Consider the following 14808-nt stretch of genomic DNA (forward strand, 5'->3'; position numbering starts at 1 on the left):
TGCTAGCATGAATTTTCGTGCTTGCGTCCCTGGGCTAAAGGCAAATCCATCATGGAAGACACGACCTACACGAAAGGCATCTACACCGCGACGCTTGACGTGCGCGCCACGGAGGACGGCAAGTTCCAGGGACTCGTCTCGCTCTCGCGCGACGACGGCGAGCAGCCCGACGCCACGCTCTACGAAGTCGAGGCGCTATCGGAAAACGAGCGCGAAGCGCTGGACGAAGCACGCGCGCTCGCGCATCGCATCCTCGGAGAAATCGAGCTGTAACTGTTGATCGCGAGAGGCGCGACCCAGCGCGACACAGCGCGGCAGCGCGCACTGCATCGGAGAGCGACATGCCGGACCAGATTTTCCTCTATGGCGTCTATTCCATCCATGTGCGGCCCATTGAGCTGGCGGGCCCGCGCTGGGACGCCGAGTACGAGATTCGCCATCTCGACAAGGCCGTGCAGGACTGGAAAACCGTCGGCGGCGACCACGGCCTCGCATCCGCGAACGAAGCGGTCGAACTCGCGCATGTGCGCGCGGTCGCGGACATCGACGCGGGCGCCGGCATTCCCAAGCCGCGCGCGTTCCCCTAATCGGCGGACGCGCGGGGATGCGGCTTGAGGCCGAGCCGCTCCGCCTCGCGATGATCGATCTGCGCCGCGCGCTCGTATCCTTCGCGCGCCACCGCCCGCTCCACGTAGTCGAAAAGCACGCCGTCCGGCTCGATCAGCCGGGCGACGAACGCAATCTGCAGCGTGCTCGCGAGCAGGATATCGGCGGCGGTGAACGGCTCGCCGAGCAGCCACGGCCCTTCTTCGAGCGCGCTTTCGATCGCGTGCTCGACGCGCGACAGATCGCCCCAGCCGAAGCTGAACGTGTTGCCCTGCGCGCCCGTCATGCGCTCGGCCATCGCCGGTTCCAGGCATGAGCCGGTGAAGAACATCCATTGCAGAAAGCGGCCGCGCGCCGGGTCGTCGGCCGGCACGCCGAGCCGCGCGTCCGGATACCGGTCCGCGAGATACAGAAGCACCGCGCCGGATTCCGCGACGCGCACGCCGCTATCGTCGAGCGCGGGCAGCTTCGACATCGGATTCACGCGGCTAAACGCGGCGTCGTTCTGCGCGCCCGCACGGATGTTCACGAACGCGAGTTCGTAAGGCGCGCGCATTTCCTCGAGCATCCACAGCGCGCGAAAGGCGCGCGTCTTCGGCCAGTAGAAGAGCTTCATTGCGTCGGCCTTCCTTCTCGATGGGGAGCAATCAGATTAGTCCCAAATGACGCGGCTCCGTGCGGTCTTCCGCTGCGGGTTTACGCGCATCTCACGCGAGATGGAGAGAATTTCACTCGCCTATCCCGAAAAAGCTCGCTGCCGTCCTCGATAAATGCGCAACGGCAGCGAGTGCGCAAAAACATTTCGGATTCGGCAGCGAAGAATGGCGTATCGCCTCACATACCTACAAAGAGACACGCCCATGAACGCACGCGTCCCCGCCGATGCCCTCGCGCTTTCCGAATACCAACTGAGCGACAACCTGAGCGCCACGCGCGGGCGCATCTTTCTGACCGGCACACAGGCGCTCGTGCGCCTCGTTTTGATGCAGCGGCAAATCGACCGCGCCGCCAATCTGAACACCGCGGGTTTCATCAGCGGCTATCGCGGCTCGCCGCTCGGCATGGTCGATCAGCAATTGTGGAAGGCGAAGAAACTCCTCGCGGCGCATGACGTGCGATTCTTGCCCGCGATCAACGAAGAACTCGGCGGCACGGCGGTGCTCGGCACGCAGCGCGTGGAAAGCGATCCCGAGCGCACCGTCGATGGCGTCTTCGCGATGTGGTACGGCAAAGGCCCGGGCGTGGACCGCGCGGGCGACGCGCTCAAGCACGGCAACGCGTATGGTTCGTCGCCGCACGGCGGCGTGCTGGTCGTGGCGGGCGATGACCACGGCTGTGTGTCGTCGTCGATGCCGCATCAGAGCGACCAGGCGATGATCGCGTGGCATATGCCGGTGGTGAATCCGTCGAACGTCGCGGATATGCTCGAATTCGGCATCTACGGCTGGGCGCTGTCGCGATTCTCGGGCGCGTGGGTCGGCTTCAAGGCGATTTCGGAGACGGTCGAATCCGGCTCGACCGTCGATCTGGACGCGCTCGCGCTCGACTGGCAAGCGCCCGGCGACTTCGCGCCGCCGCAAGGCGGCCTGCACAACCGCTGGCCCGATCTGCCGAGCCTCACGATCGAAGCGCGGCTTCACGCGAAGCTCGACGCCGCGCGCCATTTCGCGCGCACGAACAGCATCGACAAGTGGATCGCGCCGAGCGCGCGCGCGGACGTGGGCATCGTGACATGCGGCAAGGCGCATCTCGATCTGATGGAAGCGCTGCGCCGACTCGAACTCACCGTCGCCGATCTCGATGCAGCCGGCGTGCGCATCTACAAGGTCGGGCTGTCGTATCCGCTCGAAACCACGCGGCTCGACACGTTCGTCGAAGGATTGAGCGAAGTGCTCGTGATCGAGGAGAAAGGCCCGGTCGTCGAACAGCAGATCAAGGAGCATCTCTATAACCGGGCGAGCGGCGCGCGGCCCGTGGTCATCGGCAAGACGACGCAGGATGGCGCGCCCTTGCTGAGCGCGCTCGGCGAACTCAGGCCCTCGCGCGTGCTGCCGGTTTTCGCGCAATGGCTCGCGCGCCACAAGCCGGCGCTCGACCGTCGCGAGAAAGTGGTCGATCTCGTCGCGCCGCGGATTCTTTCGAATATCGCCGATTCCGTTAAGCGCACGCCGTACTTCTGCTCGGGTTGCCCGCACAACACGTCGACGAAAGTGCCGGAAGGCTCGGTCGCGCAGGCGGGCATCGGCTGTCACTTCATGGCGTCGTGGATGGAGCGCGACACGACCGGCCTCATCCAGATGGGCGGCGAAGGCGTGGACTGGGCGTCGCACGCCATGTTCACGAAGACGCCGCACGTCTTTCAGAATCTCGGCGACGGCACGTACTTCCACTCCGGCATTCTCGCGATTCGTCAGGCCGTGGCCGCCAAAGCGAACATCACGTACAAGATTCTCTACAACGACGCCGTCGCGATGACGGGCGGCCAGCCGGTCGACGGCAGCATCTCCGTGCCGCAGATCGCGCGGCAGGTCGAAGCGGAAGGCATCGCGCTGCTGGTCGTCGTCAGCGACGAACCCGAGAAGTACGACGGCCACGAAGACCAGTTCCCGCGCGGCACGACGTTTCATCACCGCAGCGAACTCGATGCCGTGCAGCGCCGCCTGCGCGAGACGCCGGGCGTGACCGTGCTGATCTACGATCAAACCTGCGCCGCCGAAAAACGCCGCCGCCGCAAGAAGGGCGAGTTTCCCGACCCGAACAAGCGGCTCTTCATCAACGAGACCGTCTGCGAAGGCTGCGGCGATTGCGGCGTCCAGTCGAATTGCCTTTCCGTCGAGCCGGTCGAAACGGAGCTGGGAAGAAAGCGCCGCATCGATCAATCGTCGTGCAACAAGGACTATTCGTGCGTGAACGGCTTCTGTCCGAGCTTCGTCACGCTCGAAGGCGCGAAGCTGAAGAAGGCCGAAGGCCACGCGTTCGATCCCGCCGAACTCGCGCGCCGCGTCGATGCGCTGCCGCTGCCGCACGCGCATCTCGATCACGCGCCGTACGACATTCTGGTGACGGGCGTCGGCGGCACCGGCGTCGTGACGGTCGGCGCGCTCATCAGCATGGCCGCGCATCTGGAAGGCAAGAGCGCGTCGGTGCTCGACTTCATGGGCTTCGCGCAGAAAGGCGGCTCGGTGTTGTCGTTCGTGCGCTTCGCCGCGACCGACGCGCTGCTCAATCAGGTGCGCATCGACACGCAGCAGGCCGACTTGCTGCTAGCGTGCGACATGGTCGTCGGCGCGAGCCCGGAAGCGTTGCAGACGGTGCGGCACGACCGCACGAAGATCGTCGTCAACACGCACGCCATTCCGAACGCGAGCTTCGTGCAGAATCCCGACGCGAACCTTCACGCCGATTCGCTCATCGACAAGATGCGCGACGCCGCCGGCACCGATGCCGCCGACGCAATGCGAACCTGCGACGCGCAAGCGCTCGCGACGCGCTTTCTCGGCGACACCATCGGCGCAAACATTTTGATGCTCGGCTTCGCGTGGCAACTCGGGCTCGTGCCGGTGTCGCACGGCGCGTTGATGCGCGCGCTCGAACTGAACAACGTCGCGGTGTCGGCGAACAAGCTCGCGTTCGCGATCGGACGGCTCGCGGCGGCGGATATGAACGCGCTCGAAGCGCTCGCGGCGTCGAAGCAGAAAAAGCGCATCGCGATGGCCGACATGCCGCTCGCCGATCTCATCCGCGACCGCGAAGCGCGGCTCTTCGCTTACGGCGGCGCGAAATATGTCGAGCGTTATCGTGCGCTCGTCGACAAGGCATCCGCGAACGAAGACGTGCAGCGCGCCGTCGCGATCACGTTCTACAAGCTGCTCGCGGTGAAGGACGAATACGAAGTCGCGCGCCTGCACGCGGACCCGGCGTTTCGCGCGGCGCTCGCCGCGCAATTCGAAGGCGCGGCCGGCGACGATTACACGGTCAAGTTCAATCTCGCGCCGCCGGCCTTGTCGCACGGCACGCCGAAGAAGCGAACCTTCGGCCAGTGGATGTGGCCGGTGTTCGGCGGCTTGTCGAAGTTGCGCGCGCTGCGCGGCACCGCACTCGATCCGTTCGGCAAGACGCTCGAACGCCGCATGGAGCGTCAACTCGCGACCGACTACGAAATCACGATACACCGCGCGCTCGCGAAACTCGATGCGGTGCACGCGAAAGACGTCGCGGCGCTCGCCGCGCTCTTCGAGCGCGTGCGCGGCTACGGTCACGTCAAGCTCGCGAATCTCGCGATGGTCAAGCGCAGCGAGCGCGATATCGCCGCGCGGTTCGGCATCGAAGCCGCGACGGGCGATGCCGTGCGCGCGTCCATCGAATCGATGAAGGGCGCGGGCGCGCTCAAGGGCATTCCGGTGGTCGCGGCGAAGTAGTCAGATGCCGTCGTCCGCGATCCAGTCGATGTCGCCGCACAGCACGCAGCGCTTGCCGCCCGAGCGCGTCTCGACGGAGAGCGTGACGCACGGCATCGCCTCGTTGATCGACAGATACGGCTTGGTGACGTGCACGCGCTCGGGGTCGCCGAGCGCCGCGCGAAAGTACGGACGGCGCAGCCAGTTCGCGCCCTGCGCATCGACGAGCGGCAGAAAGCGCGCCTCGTGCGCGGCGCGGTCCGCGCGCAGAACCACGTTGCGGCCCGATTGCCGGCCGTTCTGATCGAGCAGAAAACAGCGCGCGGCGTGGTCGAGCGCGAGGAAATTCCAGCAGACTTCGTCGAGCGGTTCGCCCGCCGCGAGCCGCTCGGCCGCGCGCTCGAACGCGCGCACATAGGGCTGAAGCCGCGTCGCGACACGCCGCTCGCGCGCTTCCGTCTGCAGCCGGTAACGCTCCGTCAACTCGCTGATGACGCTTTGCGCGAGCGCGCCATCCGCGAGACCGGGATGCGGCCGCGCAAAGAAAAAGCCCTGCACGAAGTCCGCGCCGCTCGCGAGCGCAAGCTGCGCTTCGTGCTCGGTCTCCACGCCTTCGATCAGCACGAGCTTGCCGGCCTCGTGCAGCAGCGAAACGATGCCCGAGAGCACCGCCTCCATGTTGCGCCGCTGCTTGACCGTGCGTTCCGAGCGCGCCGCATGAACGTTGTGGCCGGCGTGCGAAAGCATCACGCGGTCGAGCTTGACGATATCCGGATCGAGTTGCCAGATGCGCTCGATGTTGCTGTGCCCCGCGCCGAAGTCGTCGAGCGCGATCAGGAAACCGTGATCGCGGAACTGCTGCACGGCCTGCGCGAGCCGCTCGATATCCTCCGCGCTCTGCTCCAGCACTTCCAGCACCACACGGCGCGGCTCGATGCGCAGACGCTTGAGATTCGCAAGCAGCGCGGCGGCGTGATACGGCTCGGTGAGCGCGCCGGGATGCACGTTCAGAAAGAGCCATTCGGTCCCGGCGCCGAGCATGCGGAAGTTCTCGAGATGCAGCGCCTGCGCGAGCCGGTCGATCTGCAACGCTTCGCCGACGCGCGACGCCTGCCCGAACACATCGACGGGCGGCACCGGGCGGTCGAGCGCATCGTGCGCGCGCAGCAAGCCTTCGTAGCCGACCGCGCGCATGTGCGACAGGCTGAACACCGGCTGGAACACGCTGGATAGCGTCCACTCGCCATGCTCGACGGAATAGCGGTCGAGTCCCGACATCACGCCAAGCTCGAAGCTGCGCGCGGCGAGCGTCGTCTTCTCCGGATTGGCGATCATCATGTGGATGGCCTCGCCGTGGCCCGCTTCGCGCCCGATACCGTTTTCATAAACCCTGCCCTCGATGATCTCGTCGGGAGTCTCGTGTCCCGTGGGTGTCGATAAAGCAAGCTCCATGCGCGCGATGCCGGTGGTTTCGTCGGGCGTTTCGTCGTTTTCATGCACCGCGAGCAGGCGAATGGCGCGGCGGGCGCACCGCCGCGGTGCGCCCTCGAAACATGCCCGCGACGAAATGCCGGGCTACACTCTCGCGTCGTCCTAAGAAAACCGAAGGGACGCCGCGCGCCCCGCACTCGCATGGAAATCGTCTTCACCGTCCTCATCCTGCTGATGATCGTCGCGCTGTCGGGCGTCGGCCTCAGTCTCTTGCCGGTCAAGCTGCCGCTGCCGCTCATCCAGATCGGCATCGGCGCGCTGCTCGCGTGGCCCGGCTTCGGGCTGCACGTCACGTTCGATCCCGAGCTCTTCATGCTGCTTTTCATCCCGCCGCTCCTCTTCGCGGACGGCTGGCGCATTCCGAAGCGCGAGCTTTACATGCAGCGCCGCGCGATCCTGATGCTCGCGCTCGGGCTCGTGTTCATCACCGTGGCCGCGCTCGGCTACTTCCTGAACTGGATGATTCCGGCGATGCCGCTGCCCGTCGCCTTCGCGCTCGCGGCCGTGCTCTCGCCCACGGATGCGGTCGCGCTGACGGGCATCGCGGGGCGGCATCGCATTCCGGCGAATCTCATGCATATCCTGGAAGGCGAAGCGTTGATGAACGATGCATCCGGCCTCGTCGCGCTCAAGTTCGCGATCGCGGCGGCGCTGACTGGCGTGTTTTCGCTGCATCAGGCGGCCATCAGCTTCGTCGTGATCGCGGCGGGCGGGCTTGCCATCGGCGCGGCGATCAGTTGGATCGTCACCGAGATTCCGGCGCGCATCCTCAAGTTCTCCGAAGACGACGATCCCGCCGCCGGCGTGATCCTCACCGTGCTGATTCCGTTCGCCGCCTATGTCATTGCCGAGCACGCGGGCTGCTCGGGCATTCTCGCGGCGGTGTCGGCGGGGATGATGATGAATATTCAGAGCCTGCGCGCGAGCATTCCGAGCGCGGTGCGCGTGCGCATGACGAGCACCTGGACGATGATCGAGTTCGTGTTCAACGGGATGGTGTTCATCCTGCTCGGCTTGCAGTTGCCGCACATCATCGGACGCGCGCTGATCGAGGCGCACCACGACGGCAATGCGCAAGTCGGCTTCCTGATCGGCTATGTCTTCGCGACGGTGATCGCGCTGTACGCGCTGCGCTTTCTGTGGGTGTACTGCCTGCGCTGGGTCGCGAGCCGCAGCGCCGCGAAGTACGGGCTGGAAAGCGCCGCGCCCGGCTTTCGCACGCTCGCGCTGACGACCATCGGCGGCGTGCGCGGCGCGGTGACGCTCGCGGGCGTGCTGTCGCTGCCGGTCACGCTCGACAACGGCGCGGCGCTCGCGGGCCGCGATCTGGCGATTTTCATCGCGTCGGCGGTGATTCTGGCGTCGCTGCTCATCGCTGTCGTCGGCTTGCCGGTGATGCTGCGCGGCGCGGCGCGCGAGCGCAATCCGCACGCGGCGGAAGAACGCATGGCGCGCCGCCACGCGGCGCAGGCGGCAATTCGCGCCATCGACGATACGCACGACTTTCTAATCGAAGGCATGGACGAAGCCGGCTCGGCGCGCTGCGCGGATTCGACGGCGCGCGTGATGGGAACGTATCGGCGGAGGCTGGAATCGCTGGGCGACGAGGAAGCGCCGCGCGTGGCGGCAAAGCGAAGCGAGCTGGTGGAAACGCGGCTTAAGATGGCCGCGCTCAGGGCGGAGCGCGCGGAACTGCTGCGGCTGCGATCCGATCAGGCGATCAACGACGAGACGCTGAACAAGCTGATGCGGGAAATCGATCTTTCGGAGACGGCGATCGTAAACCGCAAGCGCGGCATGGCGCCGTGAGCGCCGTGCCGCGAACCGGAGACCGGCGAATCAGACGACGCCCGCGCCGCGCCGCCGCAACAGCGCATAGAAGATGATCGCGCCGAAGGTCGCGGTGCCGATGCCGCCGAGCGCGAAGCCGCCGAGCTTCAGCGTGAAATCGCCCGCGCCGAGCACGAGCGTGACCGCCGCGACGATCAGGTTGCGGTTATCCGAGAAGTCCACCTTGTTGACGACCCAGATGCGCGCGCCCGTCACCGCGATCAGCCCGAACACGACGATCGACACGCCGCCGAGGACCGGGCCGGGAATCGTCTGGATCAGCGCGCCGAACTTCGGCGAAAAGCCGAGGACGATTGCGAAGAGCGCGGCGATCACGAAGACGAGCGTCGAATAGATCTTGGTGACGGCCATCACGCCGATGTTTTCCGCGTAAGTGGTCGCGCCCGTGCCGCCCGCGAAGCCCGAGACGATGGTGGCGAGGCCGTCGCCGATGAACGCGCGGCCGATGTACTTGTCGAGGCTTTTTCCGGTCATCGCGCCGACCGCCTTGATGTGGCCGAGATTTTCAGCGACGAGAATGATCGCGATGGGCGTGAGCAGCGTCATCGCCTGCGCATTGAAGACGGGCGCGGTGAAATGCGGCATGCCGAACCACGCGGCGTTCGAGACGATTGCGAAGTCGATCGGCTTGCCCATGCTCATGCCGTTGGTCAGCACGGCGTAGATGAGGTAGGCGATCGCGAGACCGATCAGGATCAGGAGCCGCTGCGCCATGCCGCGCGCGAACACCGCGACGCCGCCGACGCACAGCACGGTCACGAGCGCCATCCACGAATCGAATTTGCTGCCGCTCACGCCCTTCACGGCGATGGGCGCGAGATTCAGCCCGATCACGCAGACGATCGATCCCGTGACGACCGGCGGCATCAGCGTTTCGATCCATTTCGTTCCGACCGCCGCGACGATCAGCCCGATGATCGCGTAAGCCACGCCGCACGCGATGATTCCGCCGAGCGCCACCGGAATGTTCATGTTCGGGCCGTGGCCGCCGTAGCCCGTGACCGCGATCACGAGGCCGATGAACGCGAAGCTGGAACCGAGATAGCTCGGCACGCGGCCGCCGACCAGCACGAAAAAGAGAAGCGTGCCGATGCCCGACATGAAGATGCAGAGATTCGGATCGAAGCCCATCAAGAGCGGCGCGAGAACGGTCGAGCCGAACATGGCGACGACGTGCTGAACGCCCATCGCGATCATCTGCGGCCAGGGCAGGCGTTCATCCGGTCCGACGACGCGGCCGCCTTCGGCGTCCGGCTGGGCGGGCCACCGTGGGAAATAGGAATCGGACATGGGTGCTTCTCCTTCTCGGCTTGATCTCTTTGAACAGGCGCGAGTGTACGGAGTGGGGTAGGCAGTGGCAAGCGAGCCCAAATTACGGACGGCTTACGGCGTTCCACGCGCCGTTACGGTTTCATCGGCGCCCGCTCTTTAGGATTAGTCGTATATAAGGGCGGCATCATGCAACGTATGCTGTCCTACGTGCGTATCCCCATGTATATGCACGTAGTCGTTGCAACTCTCCGATTACCGCCCTCGTTCCCCGGCTTGGGCGGTTCTTTTTTTGTTCCCGTTTTCTTCTCCGCGCCGGCGCGCTTTCCGAGCCGCTGCCGCGCCGGTCGCAAGCACGTCTCACTGACGAACCGGCTTCTTCGCCAGTTTCCGCTGCAACGTCCGCCGATGCATGTTCAACGCGCGCGCCGTCGCGGATATGTTGCCGTTGTGCTCGGCCAATGCCCGCTGAATGTGTTCCCATTCCAGCCGCGCGACGGAAAGCAGCGCCGGATGCTCGATCGCTTCTTCGGCCGTCTGCTCGCTCGCCTCTTCGTGAAGCGCCGAGAGAATCGACTCCACGTTCGCCGGCTTCGCCAGATAGTTGTCCGCGCCGTCCTTCACGGCTTGCACCGCCGTCGCAATGCTCGCGTAGCCGGTCAGGACGAGAATGCGCGCGTCCGGCTGCAAGTCCCGCAGCGGCGCGACGAGGCGCAGGCCGGAATCGTCGCCTAGGTGAAGATCGACCGTGATCTGCCCGAACTTGTGCTGATTGGCGAGCTTCACGGCTTCGTCCGCGTTGTGCGCCTGATGCGGCGTGTAGCCGCGACGCGCGAGACCGCGAGCGAGAATGCCCGAAAAGACCTCGTCGTCGTCGATGATCAAAAAGTTGGTATCGCTCATTTTGGTTTCTCCTTGTTGACGCGGACTTCACGCCGCGCCGCTTGATTCCGTTTTCGCGGCAGGCGCCGGCGCTTTGCCGCGATTCGGCACGCGCAGCACGGCGCGCGTGCCGCGCGGCTCGCCCGCGAGCAGTTCGACCGAACCGTTCAGGCGCGCCGCCGCGGCGAACGCCAGATAGAGGCCCACGCCGTGGCCGCCCTGCGTGCTGTCGACGGGCCCCGCGCCCAGCGACGCGCGCAGCGCGGGCGGAATGCCCGGCCCGCGATCGCACACGTCGAAGCGCACGCAATTCACGCCTTCGACGCTTTCGGCCGCTGCCTGCAGCGTCACGGATTCGCTGCTCGCGCGCGCCGCGTTGTCGAGCAGGATCGTGAGAATCTGCCCGACGGCCACGGCGTCGTCGATGGATGCGCCCGCCGGCGTCTCGCCGGTCTGCTCGAACTTCACCTGCGGATGACGCAGCCGCCATTGCTCGATGAAGCTCGCGAGCCATTCGTCGAGCGGCTGACGGCTCGACGGCCCGCGCGCCCGGTTGCGCAGGCGCGCGAGCGCGGACGTGCAGAGCGTCATCTGCTGCTCGAGCAGTTCGAAGTCGGCGGCGTAGGGCGCGAGATTGCGGTCGTGCGCGGCGGCATCGCGCAATTCCTCGGAAAGCATCGCGATGGTCGAAAGCGGCGTGCCCATTTCGTGCGCGACGGTTGCCGCCTGCACGCCGAGCGCGACCGCGCGTTCGTCGCGCAAATGGCGTTGTTGAGCGTCCGCGAGGGCGGCGTCGCGCACGCGCAGCGCCCGCGACATGCGCGCGACGAACCAGCCGATCAGCCCGACGCTCACCATGAAGTTGACCCACAGGCCCATGCGGAAATAATCGAAGAGATTCGCCGGATTCTCGATATTGAGCGGCACGTAGCTGTAGCTCAGCAGCGCGTAGCAAGCGACCGCGAAGAGCGCGAGGCACGCCATCATGATCCACGGCAGAATCGCCGCCGCGATGGCGAGCGACGGCAGATAGAGCGTGACGAACGGATTGGTCGCACCGCCGGAGAGAAAGAGCAGCGCGGAGAGCGCGCCGAGGTCCACGCACATCTGGCCGAACAGTTCGAGGTTCGTTTCCGGACGCGCGCGCGCGACGCGCAGCCAGGTGAGCGCGTTGAAGACCATTTCCAGCGCGATCACGAGCAGCATGGCCGGCAGCGGCAGCTTCGCGCCGTAGAAGATTTGCACGACGGCGATCGTCGTCAGTTGCCCGATGATCGCGAGCGAGCGAAGCCAGAAGAGATGGCCGAGGTTGACGCGTCCCGTATTCGTTATGCGATGCATGTTTCGTCGAGTGCTTGAGCGGCAGTGAAACGCGCGGCGTTTCGTGATCCATGCGGCATTATCCCGCGTGCAGACACCCCCGAAAGGCCGCTGACGCGATTTGTCGCACCGTGCGCGGCATACGCTCTGCTAACTCGAACGCAAGGCGCCCGCTTTTTCGATGTCCGCAACGAGGCACGCGCGGCACAGGCACGGCTCGCCGGGACGCAAGCGATCGAGCGGCAGCGCGGGCAGCGACGCGCACCAGCAGACCGGCTCGCCCGCGAGCGAGCCGCATCGAAAATGCGCGCCGCAGCGCGCGCAAGTGCGCTCGCCGTTGTTCTGCGGCGCGTCGGGTCGTGCGTGGGCGTTCATCGTCGTGACATGTGGTGGGAAGCCGGTGAAATCGAAGCACATGAGCGATGATCGCATGCCGGCCGCCCGCGCCGGAAAAGCTGCCGGCGTCGCGGCAAAACGTCATGTTGCGTTGCGTCGGTCCTGTACAATTCGCCGTGTTTAAACGCTCTTCGCCTCGACTGCCGCCATGTCCGACCTTCCCGACCTCACGCAGATCGCGCCTACCCTGAAGGCTGAAATTCTGGCCGAGGCGCTGCCTTATATTCGTCAATATCACGGCAAAACGGTCGTGATCAAATACGGCGGCAATGCAATGACCGAGGAGCGCCTGAAGCAAGGCTTCGCGCGCGACGTCATTCTGCTCAAGCTGGTCGGCATCAATCCGGTCATCGTGCACGGCGGCGGCCCGCAGATCGATCAGGCGCTCAAGAAGATCGGCAAGCAGGGCACGTTCATTCAGGGCATGCGCGTCACCGACGAAGAGACGATGGAAGTCGTCGAATGGGTGCTCGGCGGCGAAGTGCAGCAGGACATCGTCACGCTCATCAATCATTTCGGCGGCCACGCGGTGGGGCTCACCGGCAAGGACGGCGGCCTCATCCACGCGCGCAAGCTGGTGATGCCGGACCGCGACAATCCCGGCGACTACATCGACATCGGGCAAGTCGGCGAGGTCGAAGCCATCAATCCGGCCGTCGTGAAGGCGCTTCAGGACGACGCGTTCATTCCCGTCATTTCGCCTATCGGCTTCGGCGAGGACGGCCTCTCGTACAACATCAACGCGGACCTCGTCGCGGGCAAGCTGGCTGTCGTGCTGAACGCGGAAAAGCTCGTCATGATGACGAACATTCCCGGCGTGATGGACAAGGAAGGCAATCTGCTCACGGATCTGTCGGCGCGCGAGATCGACGCCCTTTTCGCCGATGGCACCATTTCCGGCGGCATGCTGCCGAAAATTTCATCGGCACTGGACGCGGCGAAGAGCGGCGTGCGCTCGGTGCACATCATCGACGGGCGCATCGAGCATTCGGTGCTTCTCGAAATCCTGACCGAACAGCCGTTCGGCACCATGATCCGCTCGCATTGAGCCTCGCTCCTTCGACCATGACGCCCGCCATCGCGCGGGCGTTTCTTTTCGCGCAATGAACCCGTCCCGCACTTCGCGCCGCCGCCGCGTCGAACCGCGCGTCCCGGTCTGGCTCTTCGATCTCGACAACACGCTGCATCACGCGTCGCATCGGATTTTCCCCGCGATCAACCGCGCGATGACGCAGTACATCATCGACCGGCTCGGCGTGGACATCGACGAAGCGAACCGGCTGCGCGTCGGCTATACCGTGCGATACGGCGCGACGCTGCTCGGGCTCGTGAAGCATCACGGCGTCGATCCGGCGGATTTCCTGCATGTGGTTCACACGTTCGCCGAACTTCCGTCGATGGTGCACGCCGAGCGCGGCGTCGGACGCATGCTGCGCGCGCTGCCGGGGCGCAAGATCGTGCTGACCAACGCGCCTTCGGTGTATGCGCGCGCGGTGCTGGCGGAACTCGGCATCGACAGGCTGTTCGAGCGCGTGATCGCCATCGAGGACATGCGCGAGGGCGACCGCTGGCGCGCAAAACCCGAAGCGCCGATGCTTCGCCGCGCGATGCGCCGCGCGCATGTGCGCCTGTCCGACGCGATTCTCGTCGAAGACACGCGCGGGCATCTCAAGAGCTATCGGCGGCTCGGTATTCGCACCGTGTGGATCGTCGGGCATCTTCCGGCGGCGCGCACGTCCACAGGCGCGGTGTCGGCGCGCCTGGCCGGCGTCGGGCGCCCGCATTACGTGGATCGCACCGTGCGCTCGCTGCGCGCGCTGACGCTCGGCATGCGCGGCCGCGCGCTCGGCCGGCAGACGCGCGGCTAGATTCTGAAGAGCCGGCGCGCGAGGACGTCCTCGAGGTCCGAACGCGTATCGACGACGAGATGCACGTAGATCGTGTCGGCATCGAGCTTGTAGATGATCCGGTTCGTTCCGCTAACCACTTCGTAGTAGCCCGACATGCGGAAGTCGACGAGTTCGGGCGGCGTCGCGCCGTTGCGCGGCGAGGCCTCGATCTGCGCGACGGCATCCGCGATTTTGTCGCGCGTCGCCTTCCACGCCGTGCCGCCGAACTTGTTGATGACGTAGCGGCGGAAATCCTGCAAATCCTGCCGCACGGGATCGAGAAAGACGGTTTTCATCGGACGCCTTCTTCCCGGTCGAGCCGGTCCAGTTCCGCGAAGAGATCGCCCGCGCCGATGCAATGCCCCGCTTCGATGTATTTCTGCCCCATCGCCAGAATCTTGAGCAGCGCGAGCGTCTGATGCACGTCCTCGTAGGACTGCACGTCCTGCACGACTACCTTCCCTTCGCCGTTTTGCGTGATGAGCATCGGCTCCCGGCTTTCGACCACGTTGCGGATCATCTCGGCCGCGCGGCTCTTGAGATGACTCAGCGGTCTGACGCGGCTCGGTTTCATGTCGATTCCCGCAAGGCGCGATGCAAGGCTTCATAGATACAAAACCGCGGCGCTCTCAGCAAGCCCCAGCGCCGCGACGATTGGCGGCTTTATTACGTTTTCCGCTATACTTCACCGCTAATCTGAATTCAAA

At 65.5% G+C, this 14808-nt stretch carries 14 protein-coding genes; 6 read left to right on the top strand and 8 right to left on the bottom strand.

Annotated elements, in window-relative coordinates; all coding sequences use genetic code 11:
• Positions 1–51: 51 nt before the first annotated feature.
• Both LDZ27_RS14010 and LDZ27_RS14015 read left to right on the top strand, forming a co-directional pair.
• Positions 52–273, top strand: a complete 222-nt coding sequence (locus LDZ27_RS14010; protein WP_244814659.1) for a hypothetical protein — start codon at positions 52–54, stop codon at positions 271–273.
• A gap of 68 nt (positions 274–341) precedes the next feature.
• Positions 342–587 (top strand): hypothetical protein, encoded by a 246-nt coding sequence (locus LDZ27_RS14015; protein ID WP_244814660.1) that lies wholly within the window; start codon positions 342–344, stop codon positions 585–587.
• Here LDZ27_RS14015 and LDZ27_RS14020 read toward each other — a convergent pair.
• Complete coding sequence (locus tag LDZ27_RS14020; RefSeq protein WP_244814661.1) at positions 584–1222, bottom strand: glutathione S-transferase family protein; 639 nt, start codon at positions 1220–1222, stop codon at positions 584–586. The genes LDZ27_RS14015 and LDZ27_RS14020 overlap by 4 nt on opposite strands.
• A gap of 244 nt (positions 1223–1466) precedes the next feature.
• On the opposite strand from LDZ27_RS14020, the gene LDZ27_RS14025 reads away from it, so the two are divergent.
• Complete coding sequence (locus tag LDZ27_RS14025) at positions 1467–5024, top strand: indolepyruvate ferredoxin oxidoreductase family protein (protein WP_244814662.1); 3558 nt, start codon at positions 1467–1469, stop codon at positions 5022–5024.
• On the opposite strand, the gene LDZ27_RS14030 is transcribed toward LDZ27_RS14025, so the two are convergent.
• On the bottom strand, positions 5025–6341 hold the full coding sequence (locus tag LDZ27_RS14030; protein ID WP_244816154.1) for an EAL domain-containing protein: 1317 nt from the start codon (positions 6339–6341) through the stop codon (positions 5025–5027).
• Between the two features lie 294 nt (positions 6342–6635).
• Between LDZ27_RS14030 and LDZ27_RS14035 the strand changes: the two genes are divergently transcribed.
• Positions 6636–8303, top strand: coding sequence for a Na+/H+ antiporter (locus tag LDZ27_RS14035; protein WP_244814663.1), 1668 nt, complete (start codon positions 6636–6638; stop codon positions 8301–8303).
• Between the two features lie 30 nt (positions 8304–8333).
• On the opposite strand, the gene LDZ27_RS14040 is transcribed toward LDZ27_RS14035, so the two are convergent.
• The 4 genes from LDZ27_RS14040 to LDZ27_RS14055 form a co-directional block, all read right to left on the bottom strand.
• On the bottom strand, positions 8334–9635 hold the full coding sequence (locus LDZ27_RS14040) for a solute carrier family 23 protein (RefSeq protein WP_244814664.1): 1302 nt from the start codon (positions 9633–9635) through the stop codon (positions 8334–8336).
• Positions 9636–9974: 339 nt separating this feature from the next.
• Positions 9975–10517 carry a response regulator transcription factor gene (locus LDZ27_RS14045; protein ID WP_244814665.1) on the bottom strand — a complete coding sequence of 181 codons (543 nt, stop codon included), beginning with the start codon at positions 10515–10517 and terminating at the stop codon, positions 9975–9977.
• Positions 10518–10544: 27 nt separating this feature from the next.
• Positions 10545–11837: an ATP-binding protein gene (locus LDZ27_RS14050; RefSeq protein WP_244814666.1), complete on the bottom strand. Its 1293-nt coding sequence runs from the start codon at positions 11835–11837 to the stop codon at positions 10545–10547.
• 129 nt (positions 11838–11966) lie between these two features.
• On the bottom strand, positions 11967–12248 hold the full coding sequence (locus LDZ27_RS14055; protein WP_370653324.1) for a cysteine-rich CWC family protein: 282 nt from the start codon (positions 12246–12248) through the stop codon (positions 11967–11969).
• Between the two features lie 112 nt (positions 12249–12360).
• On the opposite strand from LDZ27_RS14055, the gene argB reads away from it, so the two are divergent.
• Both argB and LDZ27_RS14065 read left to right on the top strand, forming a co-directional pair.
• A complete protein-coding gene (argB, locus tag LDZ27_RS14060; RefSeq protein ID WP_244814667.1) occupies positions 12361–13260 on the top strand; it encodes an acetylglutamate kinase in 900 nt (299 codons plus the stop codon).
• Between the two features lie 55 nt (positions 13261–13315).
• Complete coding sequence (locus tag LDZ27_RS14065; protein ID WP_244814668.1) at positions 13316–14080, top strand: pyrimidine 5'-nucleotidase; 765 nt, start codon at positions 13316–13318, stop codon at positions 14078–14080.
• Here LDZ27_RS14065 and LDZ27_RS14070 read toward each other — a convergent pair.
• Positions 14077–14397, bottom strand: coding sequence for a type II toxin-antitoxin system RelE/ParE family toxin (locus LDZ27_RS14070; RefSeq protein ID WP_244814669.1), 321 nt, complete (start codon positions 14395–14397; stop codon positions 14077–14079). The genes LDZ27_RS14065 and LDZ27_RS14070 overlap by 4 nt on opposite strands.
• Complete coding sequence (locus LDZ27_RS14075; protein ID WP_244814670.1) at positions 14394–14675, bottom strand: type II toxin-antitoxin system Phd/YefM family antitoxin; 282 nt, start codon at positions 14673–14675, stop codon at positions 14394–14396. Before LDZ27_RS14075 ends, LDZ27_RS14070 begins: the two co-directional genes overlap by 4 nt.
• Between the last annotated feature and the right edge of the window lie 133 nt (positions 14676–14808).

This window comes from Caballeronia sp. Lep1P3, from assembly GCF_022879595.1.
GTDB lineage: Bacteria > Pseudomonadota > Gammaproteobacteria > Burkholderiales > Burkholderiaceae > Caballeronia.